The organism is Microcystis wesenbergii NRERC-220 (assembly GCF_032027425.1).
Lineage (GTDB): Bacteria > Cyanobacteriota > Cyanobacteriia > Cyanobacteriales > Microcystaceae > Microcystis > Microcystis wesenbergii_A.
This window is the reverse complement of sequence record NZ_JAVSJA010000001.1, coordinates 3,549,507-3,572,721: the sequence shown is the minus strand read 5'-3', so window position 1 is coordinate 3,572,721 and position 23,215 is coordinate 3,549,507. Positions and strand designations below refer to the sequence as shown.

Genomic DNA, 23,215 nt, shown 5'->3' with positions numbered 1-23,215 from the left:
TTATGGTTGCCAATAATGGCGAGAGTTTTGACGATAATAGTTCAAGGTTTTGCTTAATCCTTCTTTTAGAGAAACTTGTGGACTCCAGTGGATAACCTGATTAATTTTGGTGTAATCACTATAGTAATCACCAATATCAATTATCTTTCTTTCTGGGGGAAAAGGAATTAGTTCATAGGTTCCATCTTGATAAAGTTCTACCAAGAGAGCGGCTAAATCTTTTAGGTTTATATATTCGGAACTACCCAAATTAAATACCTCTCCATTAGCTTTGTCATTACCGGCGACCATTAACAAAGCATCTACCACATCATCCACATAATTAAAGTCTCTTAATTGAGTTCCTTCTCCGAAAACTTGTATCGGTTTTCCCTCAATTAATTTCCGAATCCAAATTCCTAAAAAAGTTTGCCGCGCATCCTTAACTCTCATTCCAGGCCCGTAGGTATTAGTTAACCGCAAAGCACAAGCACGAATCTTATGAACATTATTATAAAGAAGATGATACCATTCTCCTGCTAGTTTATTAATGCCATTAACGTCAACGGGTCGAATTGGATGATTTTCGTCCACGGGAAGATATTCCGGTTTGCCGTATAATTGACGGGTACTAGCAAAAATTATGGTAATATTTTGGTTATGTTTACGACAAGCTTCTAGAATAGATAATTGAGCAGATGCGTTAATATCTAGGTCAGTTTGTGGGTCATTCATCGAGTCAAGATGACTGGTTTGACCTGCTAGATTAAACAGAAAATCTTGACCCTGTATAAGGTAAGCCATGGCAAATGGATCGCGCACATCGGTAATATTTAAGGTAACTTGATTTTTAATATCGTAAATATTGAATAAATTACCTCCGTACTCGGGAATTAAGCTATCAACAAGGGTGACATTTGCTCCCAAGTTTACTAGCTTTCTAGCAAGGTTGGAACCGATGAATCCCACTCCCCCAGTAATCAAAATATTTTTGTTAGTAAATTGTTTAAAGTTATTCATGATGGTTTAGTTTTGCTGGCAAGAATAATATTGTCTAGGTAAAGGTCATCATTTTTAGGTGATATTTTTGAAAGAATTTCTCCCAAGATATTAAAGGGGGAGATTAAAAACAAGCTAACGAGCAAATTTGATAACCTGCTTTTAGGAGAGATGATTTTGTATAAATAGACATTAATTAACTGAAATATAGCTCTAATGTCATTCATACTCTTTCGGTGTTCTCTAATTTTAAAACCGTGTTTTTCTAATAAAAACTTTATACCGAAAGATGAATAACGAGCGTAATCATAGGGCTGTTCGTGTTCATCCCAAACAAAAGGAACAGTCATGATAAATATTCCATCTTGTTTTAAAACTCGATGAATTTCAGATAGAAAAACTTCGGGATTAAATATATGCTCAAAAACTTCGTTAGTGATGACAGAATCAAAAGAATTATCAGAAAAAGGGAACAAATCCCCCTGATAAAAGTAATCGGCTTTTTTTCCTGCCCTATTTTCTGGAGTATCAATCTCTAAACCAATATACTCAGATACTTGAAACAATCTTTCATAGGGTTTACTACCACAACCTATATCGAGAGTTTTTCCCCTGATATTGTAGCTGAGATCTCGGATATTTTCTAGGAGTCCTTTTCTGGCAAAATAGAAAGGGTTAACAAATAATCCTAGCCAAGTAGGATAAAATTGCTGCTGTTCAATAATAGATATTACTTCGCTTCTGTTTAGCATCTTATTTACTTTGAAAAATAAATACTTTATAATCAGATTCTAGATTAACTTTGTCCACACCATCACCCTCACTGATGAGATGATATTTTTCTTGAAAGTAACCCAAGAATTTCTTCCTATTTAAAAACCAAGCAGGATAACTAGCAGGGTAAATACTGGGGGGAACTTTTTGTAGGGTTAAAATTTCCTCTTGATTGTCTTTCACAAATGCAGTTCTATCAAAAACAATATATTTAAAGTCTTTCTCTAAAATCTGCTCCAACATCTCATAGGGTTTTTCTAAACATTGAATTACTCCCGATAAAAGAATTAACTGAGGCTTTCTCTCCCATAAACAACTGTCAATATCATAGTAAAATTTTAATTCATTGTTGGCAAAAAATTCTTGACCGCATTCAACGAACTTTGCTTGTTCGACAATACTCCACTGAAGTTCTGTCACATCTGCTAAAAAATTTCGATATTGAAAATAATGACTCCCCAAAGAACCACCGAAATCAAGAACACTGAGTTTACCCTGATTCTCTAGGGCAACTTTCAACAGCATAGTTAAAACGGGGAAAGAATACTCTATTTTGTCGAATAGTACCGAGTCCCGTTCATAAACTGCTTTGCCTTCTTTCACCTCTAGGAGTGAATTTTTCACGGTTTCGAGGATAATATCCTTATCATACCCCTCTGCGTCTTTCATGGCGGCTTCCCAGTTAGGATAGTTGCCAAAAAATCCGTATTCTGATCGATTATTTTTGTAAACTTTCCAGAAGATAGGGGGAATGAATTCTTTGATGAAGGATTTTATGTTCATAGGGTTGATCAGTAGTTAATGGGGTAAGTAATTTTATTTTAAAGAATTCAGCGTTAAAATTTCTAGGTTTTCTGATTACAGTATCTGACCTTACTACCTGATTTTTGAGCAAGTTTAACCATTCCATGAATCTCGCTCCTCATTGATATACATTTGAGCGTCAATTCCTTGCCAAATTTCTTGCCCTAATCCATCTAACTCCAAAATACTGCGTCGTCCAGATTCCTGCGAGATGGTACTAACTAGATTTTGATTTTCAGAATCTAGTTCTGGTAATTGTTGCAATAGATGGGAGATAGCGGCAGATAAAGAAAGCTGATGATTTTTTGCCCATGCTTCTGCTTTTTGCAGTAGGGAAGGGTCGATTTCAATGTTAACAGTAGTTAACATAGGTTTTTGAGTTAGGGTTGTTTTCTGTCGTCTATACACCTTACATATACGCTCTAATTATCTCATCTAGTTGCATGGCTCTTTGAGTAAATGTGTGCTCTTTAAGGGTTCTTTTTTGACCAGCAAAAGCGATCGCTTGTATTTCTTGTGGATTCTCTAATAAGTATTTTACCTTTTCTATACACTCCTCGACTGAGTTATAAGTTACTACTTCTCTATCTAGTTCAAAAATGTCTTGAAGATTTTCTTTCCAATCAGTGATTAAACAAGTGCCGACCCCAGTGGACTCAAAAAGACGCATATTTGAAGCAGATTTTCCAGATATATTGATATGATTATTAAAAGTTATTTGTGATTCGTATAGTTTTTGAAACATTGCCAAACCATACAAAGGATGATGAGCTTTTAATATAATAGATTGATCGACATAATCTGTCAGTTCGGGACGTTTTTCCATTTTGACGTAGTGACGAATTTTTGGAGTTGAAGAAAGGATTTTGTTAGACCAATCAAATTTAGCACTTAGTTGAACAGCATCATAAATCAATTGTTTAACTTTTAGCCTATTGATTTCTAAGCTTTGGGAGGCAACATCAGACCAAATTTCTAGAGGGAGCTGCTCGATAAGTTTCTTAATCAAGCTTTCTCTTTCATTATGTCCAGAAGCACCTTTATAAATAGAACCAAAAAAGGAAAATTCTATAGCTTTATCTTGGGTGAGATTGATTCTTTCTAAAATACGCGGATCAAAAGCGTGTTTAATATATTTTGAGTGATGTCCTTGACGGGTAAACTCTTGAATTAATTCAGGAATATTAGATAATACTACGTCGTAACTATCGAAAACTGATTTATCGTTGTAGGGTGCGCCACACCAACCTAATACTAATTTAATAGAAGGGCATTCATGGCGAATATGTAGGATCGTATCACGAGTAAACGTTACATGATCATCAACAAATAGAATATCTGGCTGAAATTGTTTGACTTGAGCAGTTATAATCTCTATTAACCAGTTTTGCGACTTATATTTAAGTCCATTTTCTTCTGCCCATTTTTTCTGTAATATTTCAGCATTAGCGACCAATTCCCAAACGTCGTAATTGAAAGGTCTAAGTGCCTGAGTCCAAAAGTCAGCCCAACCAAAACAGTCATATACAAGGTTTTGATATTGAGTTTTATAATCTTGATTTTTAAGCTGAGGGTGTCGGCTGTAAAATTGTTTTAGATAAGTTGGGTAGTTGGTTGTTATCCGAATCAGTCGCATAATATCTTAATTCGCTTTTTTCGTGAGTTTAGTCAAAAAAACCAATAGTTCTATATCAAATAATATATCTTTATTGACGTTATTAATATCTATATTTTAGGAACAATATCGAAGACAATATGTGTTAAATAGGGGCGACTAAAGATTAAAAATGCCCCTGTCTTTTTTAGCACAAATAAAAATTTATGTCTTTTTAAGTCAGAAAATACGATGACAGAGACGAACTCAAAGATTATGATAATTATATAATTACTGTTAATATAAACATCGTTGTCTCAAAATTTATCAGTAATTTATGATTATTTAACCATATTTTGCTTACCCTCTTCTTAACAAGATTTTTTCTTTAATTGCTTACTGAAAAATCATAATTTGAGCCAGTTATTAATCATATTTTAAATGCTTTCTCTATAAAAATTAACGTATGAAATAACTTAGAATAAGGTATGTACTCTCTGTCAATTAAAAAAGAAGCTATTCTTGAGGAATTTATTGACAGTAAATCTACTTTTTCAATTTCTTCAACTAAAATTATGCTAGGACGATATTTATCCCAATCGTTTGATTCGAGAATTTGATAATCTAGTCCTTCTACATCGATACTCATAACATCAATATGTTTATTCTCAGGAAGGTATTTATTTAGTATTTCCGATAATGGAAAAGTATCAATTTCTTTAATATCTATAATCTCATAATTTTCTAACTTATCTCTTTCCAAAGATAGGGGCTTATTAAATCCATTTAATGCTGTCTCATTAAAGATATAATAGTTAAGAGTTTTTTTTGTAGACGATATACCTAATTCTAAATTAGTATCTCTTTTTCTTAGTTGATTAAATTTTTGCATACTATTTGGCATCGGGTCAATATTTATGCCAGACCAACCCTTAAGATATAAATTATATGTGTTAGAAAATCTCTGAGGATGATGGGAACCTATATCAACATAAAATCCTTTGGTTTTGTTCTCAAAAATTCGCTCTAATAAGATATCCTCTCCTTCTTGGGAGAAGCAGAGTTTATGATAATTAAAATCCTTTTTAGGATAGATAAAGAACTTGTATGGTTTTATAACAAAATCGAAATATTTTTTTAGTTTAGTCAGTAAATTATTCATAATCACCTTCAACTGTATGTAAATCCCATTTTCCTTTTACTAAAAAAGGTGTTTTGCCTTCAAATCCTATACTACCAGAACCATAAAAATCACCTCTTTCAACGTCCAAATAGCCAATTCCATCATTAGGCCAATCAGCTTCTTCACCTGCTACTGTAACTCTTGCTCCTACCTTGTATCGTCCCTCAGAAAGAGGAAAGTCATTGACAACACATTTGAACAAACCTTGCAATGGTAGTTTTTCAAACGTTTTACCTAAATAAGAGCTATATAAAACAAAAAGAGTTTGATCGTTATCTGAGTGAAGAGAAAAGCCCACATCAACATGGTTTAATGCACTATCACTAAATAATTGATACTCAAATACAAAAACTACATTCATTCCACTCATTATAGAATTTAAGGTATTGCCTTGATTATCTTCTATATAGAAATTAATCAATCTAATTTTTCCATTTCCTGAACGATCTTTTCTATCTTTTAATGTTTTTTTTAAAATTACGTTAGGAAGAATACTTTTTAAATAAAAACTAATTACATTTTCAGCTTTTCCTTGATCAATAATTTGACCAGAATTTAGGAGAATAACTTTTTGGCATAAATTTTCAATTGTTGCCATTTGATGACTAACAAATAAAACCGTTCTCCCCTCCTTGCTGGCCACATCACCCATCTTGCCTAAACACTTTTTTTGAAAAGCCGCATCACCCACCGCTAAGACTTCATCTACTACTAAAATCTCCGGTTCTAGGTGTGCCGCCACCGCAAAAGCCAAACGGACATACATCCCCGAAGAATAGCGCTTAACCGGAGTATCGAGGAACTTTTCCACCTCGGCAAACGCCACTATCTCATCGAACTTGCGATCGATTTCTTGCCGCATCATCCCCAACACCGCACCATTGAGATAGATATTTTCCCTTCCCGTCAACTCCGGGTGAAAACCCGTCCCCACCTCCAATAAACTCGCTACCCGTCCCTTTAAGCGGACTCGTCCGGTGGTTGGTTCCGTAATCCGGCTGAGAATCTTTAAAAGAGTCGATTTTCCCGCACCATTGCGGCCAATAATTCCCACCACTTCGCCGCGCTTGACTTGAAAAGAGACATCCTTCAGCGCCCAAAATTCCTCCTTAGTCTCGGTTTTTTTGCCTCCGAAACCCTTTAACGCCGATTTTACCCCCTGGGCAATCACATCGCGCAAAGCAGTGTACTTCTCTCGTTGCCGTTGATGGTCGAGAACATAGCGCTTACCTAAATTTTCCACCTCGATGATTGTGTCCGTCATGATCGCAGGGAAAATACTACCATGTTATTACTCTACACCCCTAAGATACCCAAGCGCTCGGCAAAACTATCACCTCTGGCAGAAAAGATTTATTTTTAAGTGTTTTCACCGAAAATTATTAGATGAGAATATACTGAGAAGATATGAAGGCTCAAACAATTTAACAACAATCATGGAAACTCTGACGCGTATCACTTTTAATCCGGAAGTCATGGGAGGTAAACCCTGTATTCGTGGTTTGCGAGTCACTGTGGGAACCCTAGTGGGATTAATCGCTGCTGGTTACTCCAAAGAGGAGATTATTAACGCTTATCCCTATCTAGAATTAGCTGATATTGATGAAGCGCTTACCTATGCTGCTTGGCGAGTAGAAGAAGTGGAAATTCCCCTATCTTTGCCATGAAAATTATCATTGATATGAATCTCACCCCTGAGTGGGTAACGGTGTTGGCAAAATACGATATTCAAGCAGTTCATTGGTCAATGGTAGGCGATCCTTGCGCTCCAGATCATGACATAATGGAATGGGCAAAAATCAACGATTATATTGTTTTTACTAGCGAGTCACCGTGAGAACCTAACTAAAAAACTTTATGAACACACCAGAATTAGCCATTGCTACCGTTGGTTTAACCAAACAATTTGACCGCCATGGGGCCGTTAATCAAGTGGATTTACAGATTGCAGCGGGGGAAGTTTACGGGTTAATCGGTCCAAATGGAGCGGGAAAAACCACTTTAATTAGGATGTTAGCGGCAGCGGAAGAACCGACAACCGGAGAAATATATCTGCACGGAGAACGTCTTTTAAGAGATGAGAGTAATCCCCGTCTGAAAAGAAATTTAGGTTATCTACCTGATAATTTTCCCCTCTACGATGACCTAAATGTCTGGAATTATCTGGATTATTTTGCCCGTCTTTATCATATCCCTCGCTCCCAACGTCATCGCCGCATTTATGAGGTTCTAGAACTGGTACAATTAACCAGTAAAAGCCATAATTCGATCGCTACTTTGTCCCGGGGTATGAAACAACGTTTAAGTTTAGCCCGCACGATTATCCATGAACCTTTAATTTTACTTCTCGATGAACCGGTTTCCGGATTAGACCCGATCGCTCGCCTACAATTTCGTGAGATTATTAAAGTATTACAATCGGCAGGTATGACTATTTTAATTTCCTCCCATGTCCTTAGTGATTTAGCCGAACTTTGTAGTTCTGTGGGCATCATGGAATTAGGTTATCTAGTGGAAAGTACCTCTTTAGAGGAATTAAATCAACGTCTAGCCGGCCAATACTTGCAGATTACGACTCTAGGCAATTTAGAAGCCTTAGAAACCGCTCTTAAACAATGTGTTTTTGTGGAAAGTTGGCAAAGAATTATTAATACTAATACTCTCCGGGTTAAATTTACGGGAACCCTAGAAGATAGTGCCGAATTGTTGAAATTTTTAGTGGTTTCTGGTCTGACCTTAAGCGAGTTTTATACTTGCCGCGAAGATTTAGAAACTATTTTCCTAAAACTGGGACATCGACAGGCATCCTAAGGGGAAATATTAACTTTCAAATCTAGGATAGTAACTTTTCGACTAATTTAATTTGCTCCTGACTAAAACCCGCTTCCTTCAGGTGTGCCAGAAACCATTTTTCTCGATAACGACCGTCTAAATCCCTAGCCTTTCTATAGGTATCCCGCGCTTTTTTACTATCACCTTGATCTAAATAAATCATTGCCAAAGCCACAAGAGGATGGGGATTATTTGGCTCTAATTTAACTGCTTTTTCAGCGTTATTAATAGCTGAATTAAAATCTTTTAAGCGATGATAGGCGAGGGATAAATTATAGTAGGCGATTTCATTATCTGGTTTTAAATTAGCGGCTTTAGTATGAGTGAATACGGCTTTTTCAAGATGACCACCGACAAGATAAACGATTCCCAAAGCATTATAAGCATCCACATGATCGGGGGCAATTTTAATCGTTTCCTCTAGGGTTGTTTGTGCCGCTAAAGGTTGTTTAGCTAGGTGTTGTGTCCATCCTAAAATTACTCTCCCGTCCAGATGATTGGGGTTTAACTGTACCGATTTTTTTAAAGCTTCAATACTTTTGATAAAATCTCCCTGTTGACGATACTGTAATCCCAATTGACGATAACGATTAGCGGCCTTAATGTCTGATGCGGAAATAATCGGACTGGGAGAAGGAGAAGCGATCATCTCGGCCGTAGGTTCTTTTTTAATAGGAGAGGGAGGACTACAGCCCCAAAAAACCGGGGAACTAAAGATGATCGAGATAGTCAGGAGTCGATAACTATTCATGGGACAATTAATATCAGTCCAATTGTTAAGGGTGTCATCAAATTATGAATTATTCCCCTGAATCCGTGCAACGGCTGCTCGATTCCGATGATTATGGCGATCGCTTATCGGGAGTTAATCAACTGCGTTATTTGGCCCCAGAAATCGCCTTCGAGATGTTACAGCCTTTAATTAACGATAGTAACGCTAGGGTGCGTTATTCGGCGGTAAGTCAGTTAGATATCCTCGGTCGTCAGAATCCTGATCTGACCTTAACTATTCTACGCGATCGCTTGTTGCACGATCCCGAAGCAGACGTGAAAGCAGCCGCGGCCGATGCGATCGGGGGGTTAAAATTAACGGCAGCCTACGATGATCTGGTGGCCGTCTATCAACAATCCTCCGACTGGTTAATTCAATTTAGCATTGTGGCCGCTTTGGGCGAATTGGGGGAACCCCGGGGCTTTGAACTGCTCGAAATCGCCCTTAACTCCGATAATGAATTGATAAAAACGGCCGCCGTTAGTGCTTTTGGGGAACTAGGCGACCCTCGCGCCGTCTCTTTACTCGTTCCCTTGGCTAATGATGATGACTGGCAACTGCGCTATCGTCTCGCTCAAGCTTTAGGTCGCTTAGGGGGGCAAGATGCGATCGCTGTTTTGACCCAGTTAACCGGCGACAAAAGCGCCCAAGTCGCCCAAGAGGCCCGCAATAATCTCGTACAAGGGTGATGCAGAATAGTTGATTTTTGTCAATACCATTTACAATAAATTTTAATTAAGAATCGTTAACAAAGATGAAACAATTTACCCGTTTAATCTTGCTCGTCGGTCTTCTCGCGGGGGGCTGTTTCTCCCCCTCAATTGCGATCGCTGATAATCCAGCGGGGGCAATCGTGAGCAAGGATTCACAGGTTAACGAACTACTGCGTCAAGCGCGGCAATTGGTCAAAAATGGCAATTATGGGGAAGCTATAGCCGTTTACGAGCGGGCTGCCGCCCTTGATGGCAATAATGCCAAAATTTTCTCTGGGATTGGCTTTTTACAAACGCGGCAAGGGGATTATAGCGCCGCCGCCCAAGCATACCAAAAAGCTTTAAGTCTCGATCCGAGTAATCCCGACTTTTTCCATGCCCTCGGTTATAGTTTGGCTAATATCGGCGATTATGACAATGCAGCCACCGCTTACTACTACGCTATCCAAATAGAACCGAAAAACGTCCAACACTACCTCGGTTTAGGGGTGGTATTATTGCGGCAAAAAAACTATGCAAAAGCGGGCGAAGTTTACCAATGGGTTTTAGCTCTCGACCCCAATAATCAGCAAGCCCACGAAATCATGGGTAAAGCCTTGATCGAACAGAATAAAAGCAGCGAAGCCCTCGATTTTCTCCAAAAATCCCTGCAAAGATTCCCTAACAATAGTGAATTAAGATTGCAACTAGCCAGCCTTTTGCTTAAACAGGGCGATTTAAATGGTGGAACCCAAATTTTAAAAGAAATAGAGCGACAAAGTGCAGGAAATTTTTTAATTCAGCTAAAAATAGGGATTTTACTCGAAAAACAAGAGCGTTTTGACGAGGCTCTCCCCTTTTATCGTCGGGCTGTTTTCCTGCAGCCCCAATCTTTGGAAGCACAAGCGGGAATCGGTCGCATCCATCTGGCCAGAAAAGATTATCTTGCAGCAATTATCGCCTATCAAGATTTGGCCAAAATTGCCCCCAATAACGCCGATGTCTATCTTAATCTCGGTCGGGCCTACGCGGGTCGGGGACGAAAAAGAGAGGCGGAGGAAGCTTTTAAGCAAGCGCGAGCGGTTTATGTCCTGAAAAATAATCAATCCGGCCTGGAGGAAGTGGATGCCCTGCTGAAGAAATTGCTTGAGTGAGCCCAGATCAGTGATCAGTTATCAGTGATCAGTTATCAGTGATAACTGATCACTGATGCGATCACGGCAAGAGGCTCCTTTCTCCCAACTCCAGTGCAGTCTTCAGGAGTGATAAGCTGTACTGAATTTAAACTGCATATTGGAAATTTTAGTACAAATGCTCAAACTTCCCCTCCCTGCTCGCTGCTCCCAACTCCGGTGCAGTCTCAACGAGTAATTTAGATAGTCAACAGCTTACTAAATCCAGTTATTAAAGACTGATTATCTATTGCCCCTTTTGCCTCTTGCATGAGTGCATGAGTGCCTGTCCTCATAAATAGAGCTTGCTGAATAAATCTAAAAACCTTGTTGGGTAAGACTTTTAGACTTTTTGTCAATCAAAAAGTACCAAATATGGGAGTGACCGGGGGGAAAATTCAGGGACTTTTTCCCTGAAAATTAGGTAATTGACCAGATGAAAATCGGTAAAACCCCACACCCGTTCGGACCTCGGCGTGAGCTTTTGTCGAACGCAAAAGCTCACGGCCGAAGCCCACACCCAACCCCCCCGATGTCGGGGGGGTTGGGGGGGCCACACCCTACCCCCACGAAAAACTTTTTCAGCAAGCCCTAAATAGCCCATACTCAACGGATTTAGTATGATTTAGACAGTCAACAGTTTATTACCACTCGATCGGCAGCCAGGATCTTCTCGACTTTGTGTGAGAATTTTTGCTTATGGAATCCTGAAGTGCTTATGGGGCAAGACTTTTAGGACTATTTCACTTATGGTGAGCAGCAGAAGTTATTCAAAGAGGGCGAAGGCAAGGAAGTGGTCACTGATAACCGAAAAGACTGAGGACTGACGTTCAAAAAGATCGCACTTAATTACAGTACGACCGCTTTTAATTATCGATTTTTAAGTAGCGAATTTCTGAGTCAGATTGCTACTTTAATAATTTGCGTTGCAAAACTGAACCTGCACCCAAAGCACTAATGGCGATCAAACCCATTACAGACGTGGGTTCGGGAACCGTAGTTGTGGGAGCTAGGGTAATTTTAATGTCATCGAAGACAATTTGATTGACAGCACCACCAAAGTCAACGGATTTAGCAATTCCATTAAATGCCAACCCTATAGGGACAAAAGGACAAAAATTACTACTGTTACAGCCGGGCACCGACGCACCATTAGGAGTCAAGGGTAGATTAATTGAACCCAGCAGGTTTCCTGTAGCATTCAGTCCATCATATATTCTCACAACACCGGGTTGGAAGGGGGCAGAGTAGAAAAAAGAGAACCCGGTACTAAACCCATTCGCAACATTCATGGTACTTGCGGAGCCACTCAGGAAAAAGGCACCCGTCACTGGGGTAGGTAAACCTCCAATATTACTACCAGGAGCGCCTTGAACAATTGCTAAAGAATTAGGACTGAAGCTGACACCGTAGTTAATACCGGAAGAACCCTGGCTACCCGTACCACCGTTGTAAAAGTTAAGAATTTGCTCTGTATCTTTCAGCCCCTCAAAATCAAGAAGGATTGTCTGGGCATTAGCTCTATCAACGGCTAAAACACAGGTGGAAAGAGCCACTCCAGAAGCGATTAGTGACAATTTCTTTATTGGGCTTGAATTCTTCATAACTTACCAAGTTCAAATTCAATTTATTTCAACGGTTAAAGAAAAATATTTGAGGACTTGTTCTGCCCTACAAAATAATTCTTGACCTAACCCTAAGTCTAGACACTGCAATTTTAAAAGTCAAGCCGTTTTATGTGTTTTTTTGTTGAAGGTTAAATCTTTTTTTGGGGAGATTTGATCAAAAAAAATCGCTGAAAATCGCTGAAAATCGCTGAAAATTGAGAATTTTAGCACAAGTACTCAAACTGCCTCTCCCTGATTTGGCACTCATAGACAATCTTAAGAAATAATTTAGATAGTCAACAGAATATCTTCTCAATCTTGTCGTCAAGGAAACGCAGAAAATCACCCCTTTTTTGTTAAGATTAGTTCCAAACAACATTTCGCACATCTTCATATACTTTTATATATTTTTACATTCCCCAAGATGTTTTGACGAAAACTTTCATTGTATAAACTACTATTAAGAACATTTTCAATAATTGATTTTTTCTAAAAAAAAGTTTACAATTCTTCACCTTGATAAAAATCCATCATTGTCGCTATAGTCCTTACTGGCAATGGGTTGTCAGCAATATATTAGTAAAAATTATCAATTGAATGTTAAGAAGTGCGGAAAGTGGGTTACAAAACTTTAAGTAGTCGTGCAAAATTAATTTCCTAGTCGAGACAGGAGACAGGCTTCGGCCGTGAGCTTTTGCGTTCGACAAAAGCTCACGCCGAGGTCCGAACGGAGACAGGAGACGGTCGTCAGGAGACGGGAGACGGGAGACGGGAGACGGGAGACGGGAGACAGCTATTAGGGATCGGATTTGAGTTTTCAGTTCACTGTTTCCTCACACCAGAAGTCTGACGGAGTAGTGGCTTAGATGTGTAATTAATTTTGCTTAGGTACTTAGCAATAACTGAACTTCCCCCACACAGAAATACTAAAAAATTGACAAAATCCTTACTGCCTGGAGCTTCTCAGAAAAAATTGACAAGCCGCCACTGGGGACATTTTCCCCTTGAAAATGGCTGTACCGTTGACTGTATCTAGAGTAGAGCGATTCCGTAGAGTTGGCTGTATAGTGATCGCTAACCTGATGATCACAGATGATGTCATTAATCTCTAGAGTAAGCGATTCCCTCTGTAGCCATGTTTTTGATGGTTTTCTGCCCCGAAACAAGCTATAATGGTCAAAGGGTTAAATTGGAAAAATTTGGCTTCAAACCCTATCTGCGTAAAGATTTCAGGAGTTTGTACTCAGTAGTTCATTAGCATTACATGGCTTTAACTCAGGCTTTGTAAGACTTTTAGCCATAGCTAGTATATTCATACGGGGGAAGTTCAGTAGAGTTCTTGCATAATTAATTTTTGAGAGGGCAAAAATGAGAAAAATAGACATAAAATTGCATAAAATCCCTAAATAGAGCATTTAATTGATTAATGCTCATTCTTAATTCTCCTGACGACCGGCTACTGCCTCGGAGACTCCTCACCTAAAGGAAGATTTTTGATTTTTGCAAGAGGTCTAGTAATAAACCCAAAAAAAAAGAGAGCGCAAGCTCTCCTTCTTGGTTATTTGCTAATTTTACTAACTAGCGACAATATATTCCTTGACGTTAGCCCGGCGACGGCGTAAATGGGCCAGGGCCTGGTGTTCTAATTGTCGCACTCGTTCCCGACTGATGTTCATTCTCTGACCGATTTTGGCTAGGGATAACTCCTTGCCATCGGTTAAACCGAAACGGAGGGAAATCACTTCCCGTTGTTGGGGGGTTAATTCGGCCAGGAGATTGGCTAAGTCTTGCCGTAATAACTCTTGGGTGATGAAGGTATCGGGAGAAACTCCGCTATCTTCTAATAATTCCGACAATTCCGTATCTTGGTTATCGCCGACGCGCACATCAAGGGAGATGGGTTGACGAGCCATACTGAGATATTCGCGGATTTGAGCGGGTTCAAGCTCTAATTCCAGGGCAATCTCGGCAGGAGTGGCACTTCTCCCCAGTTTTTGGGCGAGTTCGCGCTGGGTTCTTTTAATTTTATTCAGTTTTTCGGTGATATGGATGGGTAAACGAATGGTGCGGGCCTGTTGAGCGATCGCACGGGTAATCGCTTGTCGAATCCACCAGTAGGCATAGGTAGAAAATTTATAACCTTTGGTGGGATCAAATTTCTCTACACCTCTTTCTAATCCCAGACTACCCTCTTGAATTAGATCTAGGAATTCCATGTTCCGCTTTTGATATTTTTTTGCGATCGCAACTACCAAGCGGAGGTTAGCTTCAATCATTTTCCGTTTAGCTCGATCGCCAGTCTTCAAGGCGCGATCCAGTTCATTTTCGCTTAAATTCACCGAATCCGCCCACTCCAAGCGATCTGGTTCCCGTCCTAATTGCTTCGATAGTGCTTCTTTCGCTTCTAACAGGCTCATCATCCGTTGGACTTGTTTGCCGTAAATAATTTCTTGTTCGTGAGTTAGGAGGGGAACTCGCCCAATTTCGTGCAGATAGGTACGCACCATATCGGCATTGAGGGTGGGCTGTGGTTGAGTTTGGTTGGTTTTTGCAGTGGGCATTGGTTTGGTGGTGACTCCTTGACACAGAAAAAGTCTGTTACTATTCCGACTCGCGGGTGAGTCTGGCTTATCTGAAGTCGGTATGAGTTTGATTCGGAATTTCTTTGATTGTATCCTGCGCTTTTAGACGCGGGCAATCCCCTAAAGGTTCAAAGCTAATTCATTCTTTGGTATGATGTTAAGTTTATCCTCTTTTTTCAACATCTAGAACAAAACTACTATACCCAAGGGCTATCAACTACAATCGCTTGTTTTTGGGTCGCCTTTTCCTGAATCCTCGGCAGTGCCGCTGATACTGTTAGGTAAGATTACAAGACAAAAAGGTGATTTTCCCGATTAGCCGTCAACAATCTAGCTGACTTCCGACCCTTTCGCCCTCAGCCTTGAGAGGAAGACTAACAGCCGAGAACCGACTTCTATATATATAATGACCGATCAACACCAGCAAAGAGAGATGTAATCATGGCGGATTTCCGAACTATTTTCTGTAGTATTTGCTACAAAATTTTAAATTTTTTCCGATTGAGAATCGGGAAAAATTGTTATAAAAATTAGGATTGCTAGGAGGGTAATAACTATCATAGAAACAGCAGGGCGGAGATCGGGATAAATTATCGTTGAAACCAAGCTCGATCGCAGTCTCCACAATGCCGTTCTGTGGAACTCCTGAACAATGAGGACTTACTATGACTAAAACCGTCGTTATCGATCCCGTCACCCGGATCGAGGGCCATGCCAAGATCTCGATTTTCCTTGACGATGGGGGGGAAGTGGATGACGTGCGTTTTCATGTGGTCGAGTATCGCGGTTTCGAGAAATTCTGCGAGGGACGGCCGATGTGGGAGATGGCGGGAATTACTGCCCGAATTTGCGGGATTTGTCCCGTTAGTCACCTACTTTGTGCCGCCAAAACCGGCGATAAAATTCTAGCGGTGCAAATCCCCCCCGCGGGTGAAAAACTGCGGCGCTTGATGAATTTGGGACAATTAACCCAATCCCATGCTTTAAGCTTTTTCCATCTTAGCAGTCCCGATTTTCTGCTTGGTTGGGAAAGTGACCCCGCCAAACGGAATATTTTCGGTTTAATCGCCGCCGATCCCGACCTAGCGCGAGCAGGCATCCGTTTACGTCAATTTGGACAGAAAGTTATTGAACTTTTGGGGGCGAAAAAAATTCACCCCGCTTGGTCTGTCCCGGGAGGTGTGCGTTCTCCCTTAGGCGAAGAAGGGCGACAATGGATTAAAGAACGACTGCCGGAGTCTAAAGCGACTCTTTACACGGCCTTAAACCTGTTTAAAGGACTTCTAGACAATTTAACCACAGAAATCGCCGCTTTTGGTAATTTCCCTTCCCTGTTTATGGGATTGGTCGGTAAACGGGACGAGTGGGAACACTACGGCGGTCATATTCGTTTTACCGATAGTCAAGGCAATATCGTGGCCGATAACCTCAGCGAAGACAATTATCGCGATTATATCGGTGAATCAGTGGAAAAATGGTCTTATTTGAAGTTTCCCTACTATAAACCCCTCGGTTATCCCAACGGTATCTATCGAGTAGGTCCGTTGGCGCGCTTAAATGTTTGTTCCCATTTTGGCACGGAGGGAGCGGATATCGAGTTACGCGAATATCGCCATCGAGTCGGTGGTGTAGCAACCTCTTCTTTTTACTATCATTATGCCCGTTTAGTGGAGATTTTAGGCTGTTTAGAGCGTATCGAACTTTTAATCGACGATCCCGATATAGTTTCTCAACGCTGTCGCGCCGAAGCAGGAATTAATAATCTGCAAGGGGTGGGAGTTAGTGAAGCGCCCCGGGGTACTTTATTCCATGATTATAAAGTGGATGAAAATGGTTTGATTGAAACGGTGAATTTAATTATTGCCACGGGTAATAATAATTTGGCCATGAATCAAACGGTGAAACAAATCGCCCAACATTATATTCATGGTAACGAAATTCCTGAAGCGATGTTAAACCGAGTGGAAGCGGGTATTCGTTGCTATGATCCCTGTTTAAGTTGTTCCACTCACGCTATGGGACAAATGCCGCTACAGCTAGAGTTAGTTAATGCAGCCGGTGAGGTGATCAATACTCGACAACGGGGTTAATTATCTAAGTTGTTGGGGGGTTAGGAAATAGGGCAAATTTCTCCTAATACCCGACCCCATTTTACTATTTTTACGGCCAAGATTCTAGCTAAGAATTTCTAGGTTTTGATAAAGAATTTCTATCGGACAAGAAAAGTTAATACAGTTAATAGTGATTAAATCTCCCGCTTGATAAATATGGGGAATCCAGAGGTTATTAGATTGACGTTGATATTGTTCGATTAGGACTTGTTTTTGCTCGATCAATAGATATTCCTGTAATTCGGGGATAGTTTAATAATCGGCAAATTTATCGCCTCTATCAAAGGCTGCCGTGGAGTCGGATAAAACTTCGATAATCACTCGCGGATGCAGAATAAAATCTTCCTCGGAAACTCGATCCCGTTGGTCACAAGTAATGGCAAAATCGGGATAATAGAAGATATTTAAGCTAGGGAGACGCACTTTCATATCGGTAGCGTAGGCAAGACAACCACTACCCCGTAAATGATTAATTAATTGGGCTGAAAGATTACCTGTGATGATAACATGGGCTTTACTGGCCCCCGCCATCGCCAAGATTTGCCCTTGTATATATTCATGTTTAATGGGACTAATTTTCTCTATTTCTAGATAGTCTTTTGGGGTAAAATAAGCGTGACTTTTACCGGCTGTCATGGTGTTTACCTCGATCATTGATTGATCGAATAAAAAGAAATTATACCAACTTTAAAAACCCACTGCCCCCTTTCCTAAACCTTTAAAAATTCCACATTTCTAACACTTTTCCCGTAATTGTTTGATTTAACCAGAAAGTATTATGACTGAGAGAGTGAAGATTATTTGCCGTTACTTTCCAGCTTGCTTGGGGATGGAAAAGAATTGCTTCCGCAGGATTGCCGGGGTTGAGAGATGCCGGTTTTTGTTGTAAACAATGACAGGGATTGAGACTAAGCGCTTGCCATAATTGTAAAGCTGATAATTGCCCGGTTATTACTAATTTTTCCCAGAGTAGCGGTAAAGCTAATTCTAACCCGATCGCGCCGGGGGGTGCTTCTGCAAAAGAGACGGTTTTTTCTTCGTAGGTATAGGGACGATGATCGATCGCGATTGCATCGATAATTCCCTCCTTAATTGCCGCAATTAACGCCTTGCGATCGCTTTCGTTGCCCAAGGGGGGAGCGAGGTGTAAACTGGGATGATAGCTGGCGATCGATCCTGTATTTAAGAGGAGATGCAACCACGTCACACTAGCGGTTATCGGCAATCCCCGCATTTTTGCCTCGCGAATTAATTCCACTCCTCGACGGGTAGAAATTCGCATTAGGTGAACAGGTGTATTAATTTCGCCGACGATTTCTAAAATTGTGGCTAAAGCAGTGGTTTCGGAAATAGCAGGATCTCCGGGTAAACCTAAGCGAATCGAGGTTTCTCCCTCACGCATGACTCCATTACCCTTTAATTGCTGATTTACCGGGGAAAGGGCGATATTTTTACCGAAGGGTTTTAGGTATTCCAATAAGCGCCGCAACAGTCCCAAATCTTCCAGGCTGCGATTATCGGTAAAACCCACCGCTACAGGCATTAAATCGGCTAATTCCGTCATTTTTTGCCCTTGTCTTCCTAGGGTGAGACTTGCCCAAAAATGCAGACGAGTCGATTTTGAGTCAAAAAACCCTTGACTTTTTTGCTGTAATGTGCTAATAAGTGCGGGGTGATCGAGGGGGGGGAGAGTATTGGGGAGAATTGCCAACCGGGTGCAGCCTCCGGCCGTGGCCGCTTTGAGCAAAGATGCGAGGGTTTCTCGGTCCTCGTGGCCGGGTTCCCCGGAATGACTGTAGAGATCGACTAATCCTGGAGCAAAAATACAGTTTTGACCGGAAATATAGTTACTATTTTCTCTTGGGGGAAGCTGAGATTCGATCGCTTTAATTACCCCCTCCTCAATCCAGACATCGGCAATGCGATCGGTTTGTGTCAGGGGGTCAAGGACTCTAACCTGTTCTATAATTGTCGAGGATTGGCTATTCACGCAGACTATTTAAAACGTCATTTTTTCCTCTGGCAGTATATCACGTTAAGTAAAAAGTAAAAAGTAAAAAGTAAAAAAGTTGAGTTCTCGGTTAGGTTAAGGGACGATAAGTTAGAATATTGATCGACTACGGTTTTAATCTTTATTTTAATTGGCTGGCCTACCCTAGGGAGAATTGATAGCCGAATCATGCAGTTAGAACTTTTCGATTTTAATAATTTAGAAGGATTTAATCGGGGAACCCCACGATTAGTTTCTTTTCGAGATTTAGTACCAGAAATCAACAGCACCAGTTATCTAACCCACGGCATCTATTATTATCCTGCCAAATTTATTCCCCAAGTGGTGAGATTTTGTCTTGATAACTACAGTAAAAAGGATGATTGGATTATCGATCCTTTTGCTGGTTCGGGTACGGTGGGTTTAGAGGCTAAACTTTGTCAAAGAAATGCGGTTTTAACTGACCTGAATTATCTTTTAAACCATATTATACCGATTAAGATTACAGAACACCAAGAACCATTGAGTTACTCAGAGTTAGATAAAAAAATCTTAGAAGTTTTTGCCAGCAAGGATAAATTTATCCCTCAGTGGTCAAATTTAAACTATTGGTATCCAGAGGATATTTTAGCAGTTTTACAGAAACTTTGGGCAGGTCAAAAAAGTCTAGAACCTGATTTGTATTCCCAGATCATTCAAGCGGTTTTAGTGAAAGTTAGTAAACAGTTTTCCTATGCAGAACATACCAAACCTAAATTATTTCAATCGAAATACAAAAAATCAGATATACAAGAACTATTACAAAGAGATTGGCAAGAGGAATTAAAACGAACGATTAAAGAGATGAGTTTGGAAACTTTAACCAGCGTTAATCAATATATTGCCGTCACTTGGCATAATTATAATCAGGTGCTTTTTTATGGAGGAGTAGATAGTGCCACTTTTGAGATCGATCAAAATCTAGAGTTAGATTGTTTAATTAGTTCCCCCCCCTATCTGCAAGCACAAGAATATATCAGAACAGCAAAACTAGATTTATATTGGTTAGGATATACAGAAAAAGAAGTGCAAAAAATCTCTAAGCTAGAAATTCCCTACCGACAGGCTACCAGATTAATCGAAACTGAAACCTTAAATCAGGTGAGAGCGAGTTTAGAGAAAGAGAATTTACATAAAATACTCGATTCCTACTTTTGTCACACCATCAACGCTTTAGAAAATGCCACCAGAAAATTAAAACAAGCTGGGAAAGCTTGCATTTTTGTCGGTAATCCAAAAGTGGATGGAGTGGAAGTAGAAACTTGGCGAATATTAAAGGAATATTTTCAGGAAAATGGCTTTGTTTTTGATACCGTCTTTGAGGATAGAATTAAAACCAGACAGTTATTCAAATCTCGCAAGAATAAAAATCCTGATGGCATGAAATCCGAATATTTACTAATCTTAGAGAAAAGGTAGGTCTAGTTTAATCAAATCGAATACAAAAAATATCAACAACTTCCCAAAGATAGCACTAATCCGCAAGGTTAAAACATCGATAAATCTACAGTGAAATAGCTAAGGGCTGAGGACTGATTGCTAACTGCTGTAACAAATTTAGTTTATAATTAATTATCAACCTATCTCTGTTGGATAAACCATGACTATCGCTCAAAGCTTACCCCTAGTCGAGTCTCATGTAAACCCTGAGATAATCTTCCCAGAAGGCGAATTTTGGAGTGATGAACCACCCTTGGAAAGCAACCTACATCTACAACAAATTATTTTATTAATTCAGTGTTTAGAATGGTGGTGGCGCGAGCGAGAAGATTATTTTACCGCCGGCAATTTAACCATTTATTACAGTCCTAACCAGAAAAAGTCAGAATTCTGCCGTGGTCCCGATTTTTTCGTGGTTTTGGGGACAAATCCCAATCCTAACCGCAGAAGTTGGGTAATTTGGCGAGAAGAGGGCAAATATCCCAATTTAATTGTGGAAATTCTCTCCGATAGTACCGCCAAAGTTGACCGAGAGGAGAAAAAACAAATTTATCAAGATATATTTCGCACTCCCGATTATTTTTGGTTTGACCCAGAAAGCCTAGAATTTGAAGGATTTACCCTAATTAGCGGTCAATATCAACCGATTACCCCCAATGCTCAGGGACGGCTCTGGAGTCAACAATTAGGCTTATATTTGGGTTTATCTGCCAATAAATTGCGCTATTTTACCCCCGAAGGTGAATTAGTACCCACTCCCGCAGAAGCGGCACAACAGGCAGAAAATCGGGCTGTAGAAGCAGAAAATCAAGTCCAACAGGAAAAGCAGAAATCCGCAAAATTAGCGGCTAAACTGCGGGAATTGGGCATAAATCCCCAAGAAAATTTCTAATTAGGGTTTGCTTAATAAATCTAAAAACCTTGTTGGATAATATCTTTAGGCTTTTTTGAAATCAAAAAGTGCCAGATATGGGAGGGATCGGGGGGGAGAATTAGGCACTTTTTCCCTGAAACTTAGGTAATTGACCACCTGAAAATGGGTAAAACCCCACACCCCACACCCAACCCCCCCGATGTCGGGGGGGTTGGGGGGGCCACACCCTACCCCCACGAAAAACTTTTTCAGCAAACCCTAATTATCCGATGATTGCTGGATTTAATCCCATGTATAGACGAGAATTACTGCAATTTATAGGCTCTCAGGCTCTTTTTGGGGCTATTAATCCAGAATTTGCTTGGAATTACCAAAATATTGACCATTGGGGCGAATTATCAAGGAATTATCGCCTCTGCACCACGGGAAAGCAACAAACACCGATCGATCTGAGTATAGTGACTGAAAAAGAGCTATACCACCCCACCTTTAATTATCGTCCTGTACCCCTAAAAATTCGCCATAACGGTCGTACAATCTTAGTTCAGACCGAAAAAGGTGGAACCATGAGTTTTCACGGCGAAAACTGGGATTTATTGCAGTTCCATTTTCATCACCCCAGCGAACATCGGATTAAAGGTCAGTCTTTCCCTCTGGAAATTCATTTAGTGCATCGAAATGGGAGGGGAAATTTAGCAGTTGTGGGCATCTTAGCCGAAATTGGTGCTTTTAATCCCTATTTACAAACCATTTGGGATTATTTGCCCCGAGAACCTTCTCCTGAAATGATTATCCCCGATACTTGGGTCAATGCCGGGCTTTTACTGCCAGAAAATAGCGATTTTTATGAATATCGGGGGTCTTTGTCCACTCCCCCCTGTAGCGAGGATGTTCTCTGGTTAGTCTGGCAAAATGCGATCAAAATTTCTCCCCAACAACTGCAACAATTGGCCGCAATTTTTCCCCGTAATGCGAGGAATATTCAACCCTTAAACGGGCGCTCGATCCTGCATTCCTAGTGGACGGTGAGCCTGTCGAACCGCAGAAATTGTCTGCATTTCAGCTAATTTAGATAATTTTATTAACTTTTAGACCAACAATGGTAAATAACTCAGGAATGCGCTCAATAACTAAAGCTTCTGCGGCTGTCCAGTCACTTTCCTTCGTGGCTAAAACCCCGAGAACACTCAGGGGAACCTGTAGAAATAGGTGACTTAAGAGGAGAGCGATCCCAGCGATTGCTAAACCTAAAAGCCGCCATTGGGGGAGATAGGCGGCCACGGCAGCCGCTAGAGGGGCAAAATTGTAGATTGGCCAAGCGATGAGAATTAAGAGGACGACTCCCAAAAGAGTAAGAAGACGATGGCGAGGACGTTGAAAAAGAGAGAGAATTTTTAACTGTTCGGGGGTGAGTTGACTCGGTTTCAGAGCAACCAACAAAAGACTAAAGATATCAAAAGGTTTTGTCCACTGCATCCAAAAAACGGGGACGATGGCGATCGCTCCCAGAAATAGCCATTCTAGCCAAAGAAAAGGCAAGGGATCGCCCACAGCTAAACCAATCCAAGCGATTTGTAAAAAGATTGGCAAAGCCGCTAACCCTGCCAGATGAATCCACAAAAAAGGTTCTGATTTCATAGAGGCAAATGATAATTATAAATTATGAATTATGAATTATGAATTATGAAGTGGGGAGATGGGGGAGTGGGGGAGTGGGGGAATTATGACTGATAACTGATAACTGATAACTGATTTAAGGCTGACTCCCGAC

At 40.4% G+C, this 23,215-nt stretch carries 21 protein-coding genes and 3 pseudogenes; 9 read left to right on the top strand and 15 right to left on the bottom strand.

Translation table 11 applies throughout. The features are described from left to right. From RAM70_RS17385 to RAM70_RS23095, 8 genes and pseudogenes are all read right to left on the bottom strand, one after another. A complete protein-coding gene (locus RAM70_RS17385; protein WP_312674829.1) occupies positions 1-999 on the bottom strand; it encodes an NAD-dependent epimerase/dehydratase family protein in 999 nt (332 codons plus the stop codon). Next, positions 996-1,730, bottom strand: coding sequence for a class I SAM-dependent methyltransferase (locus tag RAM70_RS17380; protein ID WP_312674827.1), 735 nt, complete (start codon positions 1,728-1,730; stop codon positions 996-998). The genes RAM70_RS17385 and RAM70_RS17380 overlap by 4 nt, the downstream gene beginning before the upstream one ends. A gap of 1 nt (position 1,731) precedes the next feature. Beyond that, positions 1,732-2,535 (bottom strand): methyltransferase, TIGR04325 family, encoded by an 804-nt coding sequence (locus tag RAM70_RS17375; RefSeq protein WP_312674825.1) that lies wholly within the window; start codon positions 2,533-2,535, stop codon positions 1,732-1,734. A 114-nt stretch (positions 2,536-2,649) separates the two neighbouring features. Then, positions 2,650-2,925: a DUF6364 family protein gene (locus tag RAM70_RS17370; RefSeq protein ID WP_312674823.1), complete on the bottom strand. Its 276-nt coding sequence runs from the start codon at positions 2,923-2,925 to the stop codon at positions 2,650-2,652. 40 nt (positions 2,926-2,965) lie between these two features. Beyond that, positions 2,966-4,192, bottom strand: coding sequence for a CgeB family protein (locus tag RAM70_RS17365; protein ID WP_312674821.1), 1,227 nt, complete (start codon positions 4,190-4,192; stop codon positions 2,966-2,968). A gap of 388 nt (positions 4,193-4,580) precedes the next feature. Then, positions 4,581-5,312 (bottom strand): FkbM family methyltransferase, encoded by a 732-nt coding sequence (locus RAM70_RS17360; protein ID WP_312674819.1) that lies wholly within the window; start codon positions 5,310-5,312, stop codon positions 4,581-4,583. Then, positions 5,305-5,772, bottom strand: a pseudogene (locus RAM70_RS23100) (Wzt carbohydrate-binding domain-containing protein); the annotation flags it as partial. The gene RAM70_RS17360 and the pseudogene RAM70_RS23100, both read right to left, overlap by 8 nt. A 152-nt stretch (positions 5,773-5,924) precedes the next feature. Next, positions 5,925-6,597, bottom strand: a pseudogene (locus RAM70_RS23095) (ABC transporter ATP-binding protein); the annotation flags it as partial. A gap of 172 nt (positions 6,598-6,769) precedes the next feature. Between RAM70_RS23095 and RAM70_RS17350 the strand changes: the two are divergent. The 3 genes from RAM70_RS17350 to RAM70_RS17340 are packed head-to-tail and all read left to right on the top strand — an operon-like array spanning position 6,770 to position 8,144. Further along, a complete protein-coding gene (locus RAM70_RS17350) occupies positions 6,770-7,000 on the top strand; it encodes a DUF433 domain-containing protein (protein ID WP_045358026.1) in 231 nt (76 codons plus the stop codon). 14 nt (positions 7,001-7,014) lie between these two features. Further along, positions 7,015-7,170, top strand: a complete 156-nt coding sequence (locus RAM70_RS17345; RefSeq protein WP_265795356.1) for a DUF5615 family PIN-like protein — start codon at positions 7,015-7,017, stop codon at positions 7,168-7,170. 20 nt (positions 7,171-7,190) lie between these two features. Further along, a complete protein-coding gene (locus RAM70_RS17340; protein ID WP_312674816.1) occupies positions 7,191-8,144 on the top strand; it encodes an ABC transporter ATP-binding protein in 954 nt (317 codons plus the stop codon). Positions 8,145-8,166: 22 nt separating this feature from the next. Here RAM70_RS17340 and RAM70_RS17335 read toward each other — a convergent pair whose 3' ends face one another. Next, positions 8,167-8,916: a tetratricopeptide repeat protein gene (locus RAM70_RS17335; RefSeq protein WP_312674815.1), complete on the bottom strand. Its 750-nt coding sequence runs from the start codon at positions 8,914-8,916 to the stop codon at positions 8,167-8,169. Positions 8,917-8,960: 44 nt separating this feature from the next. Here RAM70_RS17335 and nblB point away from each other — a divergent pair, with 44 nt between their 5' ends. Then, the gene (nblB, locus tag RAM70_RS17330) at positions 8,961-9,626 is read left to right on the top strand and encodes a phycobilisome degradation protein NblB (RefSeq protein ID WP_190380536.1); all 666 of its coding nucleotides are present in this window, start codon (positions 8,961-8,963) and stop codon (positions 9,624-9,626) included. A gap of 65 nt (positions 9,627-9,691) precedes the next feature. Beyond that, positions 9,692-10,783 (top strand): tetratricopeptide repeat protein, encoded by a 1,092-nt coding sequence (locus RAM70_RS17325; protein WP_190380537.1) that lies wholly within the window; start codon positions 9,692-9,694, stop codon positions 10,781-10,783. Between the two features lie 926 nt (positions 10,784-11,709). Here RAM70_RS17325 and RAM70_RS17320 read toward each other — a convergent pair. Together RAM70_RS17320 and RAM70_RS17315 are read right to left on the bottom strand one after the other, a co-directional pair. Then, entirely contained in the window at positions 11,710-12,405 is a 696-nt protein-coding gene (locus RAM70_RS17320) for a PEP-CTERM sorting domain-containing protein (protein WP_312674810.1), read from the bottom strand. A gap of 1,577 nt (positions 12,406-13,982) precedes the next feature. After that, the gene (locus tag RAM70_RS17315; protein WP_045358019.1) at positions 13,983-14,969 is read right to left on the bottom strand and encodes an RNA polymerase sigma factor, RpoD/SigA family; all 987 of its coding nucleotides are present in this window, start codon (positions 14,967-14,969) and stop codon (positions 13,983-13,985) included. A 686-nt stretch (positions 14,970-15,655) separates the two neighbouring features. Between RAM70_RS17315 and RAM70_RS17310 the strand changes: the two genes are divergently transcribed. Further along, a complete protein-coding gene (locus tag RAM70_RS17310) occupies positions 15,656-17,080 on the top strand; it encodes a Ni/Fe hydrogenase subunit alpha (protein ID WP_045358017.1) in 1,425 nt (474 codons plus the stop codon). An 84-nt stretch (positions 17,081-17,164) separates the two neighbouring features. On the opposite strand, the pseudogene RAM70_RS17305 reads toward RAM70_RS17310, so the two are convergent. Both RAM70_RS17305 and RAM70_RS17300 read right to left on the bottom strand, forming a co-directional pair. Beyond that, positions 17,165-17,737 (bottom strand): annotated as a pseudogene (locus RAM70_RS17305) (Uma2 family endonuclease). A gap of 82 nt (positions 17,738-17,819) precedes the next feature. After that, positions 17,820-19,091, bottom strand: a complete 1,272-nt coding sequence (locus tag RAM70_RS17300; RefSeq protein WP_312674807.1) for a dihydroorotase — start codon at positions 19,089-19,091, stop codon at positions 17,820-17,822. Between the two features lie 189 nt (positions 19,092-19,280). Between RAM70_RS17300 and RAM70_RS17295 the strand changes: the two genes are divergently transcribed. Beyond that, positions 19,281-20,549, top strand: a complete 1,269-nt coding sequence (locus RAM70_RS17295) for a DNA methyltransferase (protein ID WP_288002029.1) — start codon at positions 19,281-19,283, stop codon at positions 20,547-20,549. Between the two features lie 181 nt (positions 20,550-20,730). Continuing rightward, entirely contained in the window at positions 20,731-21,462 is a 732-nt protein-coding gene (locus RAM70_RS17290) for a Uma2 family endonuclease (protein WP_045358010.1), read from the top strand. Between the two features lie 45 nt (positions 21,463-21,507). Here RAM70_RS17290 and RAM70_RS23015 read toward each other — a convergent pair whose 3' ends face one another. Beyond that, on the bottom strand, positions 21,508-21,699 hold the full coding sequence (locus RAM70_RS23015) for a hypothetical protein (protein WP_072024785.1): 192 nt from the start codon (positions 21,697-21,699) through the stop codon (positions 21,508-21,510). Positions 21,700-21,734: 35 nt separating this feature from the next. On the opposite strand from RAM70_RS23015, the gene RAM70_RS17285 reads away from it, so the two are divergent. Continuing rightward, complete coding sequence (locus tag RAM70_RS17285; RefSeq protein WP_312675947.1) at positions 21,735-22,463, top strand: carbonic anhydrase; 729 nt, start codon at positions 21,735-21,737, stop codon at positions 22,461-22,463. A gap of 49 nt (positions 22,464-22,512) precedes the next feature. On the opposite strand, the gene RAM70_RS17280 is transcribed toward RAM70_RS17285, so the two are convergent. Further along, positions 22,513-23,082 (bottom strand): low-complexity tail membrane protein, encoded by a 570-nt coding sequence (locus RAM70_RS17280; protein WP_190381615.1) that lies wholly within the window; start codon positions 23,080-23,082, stop codon positions 22,513-22,515. Positions 23,083-23,215: the final 133 nt, after the last annotated feature.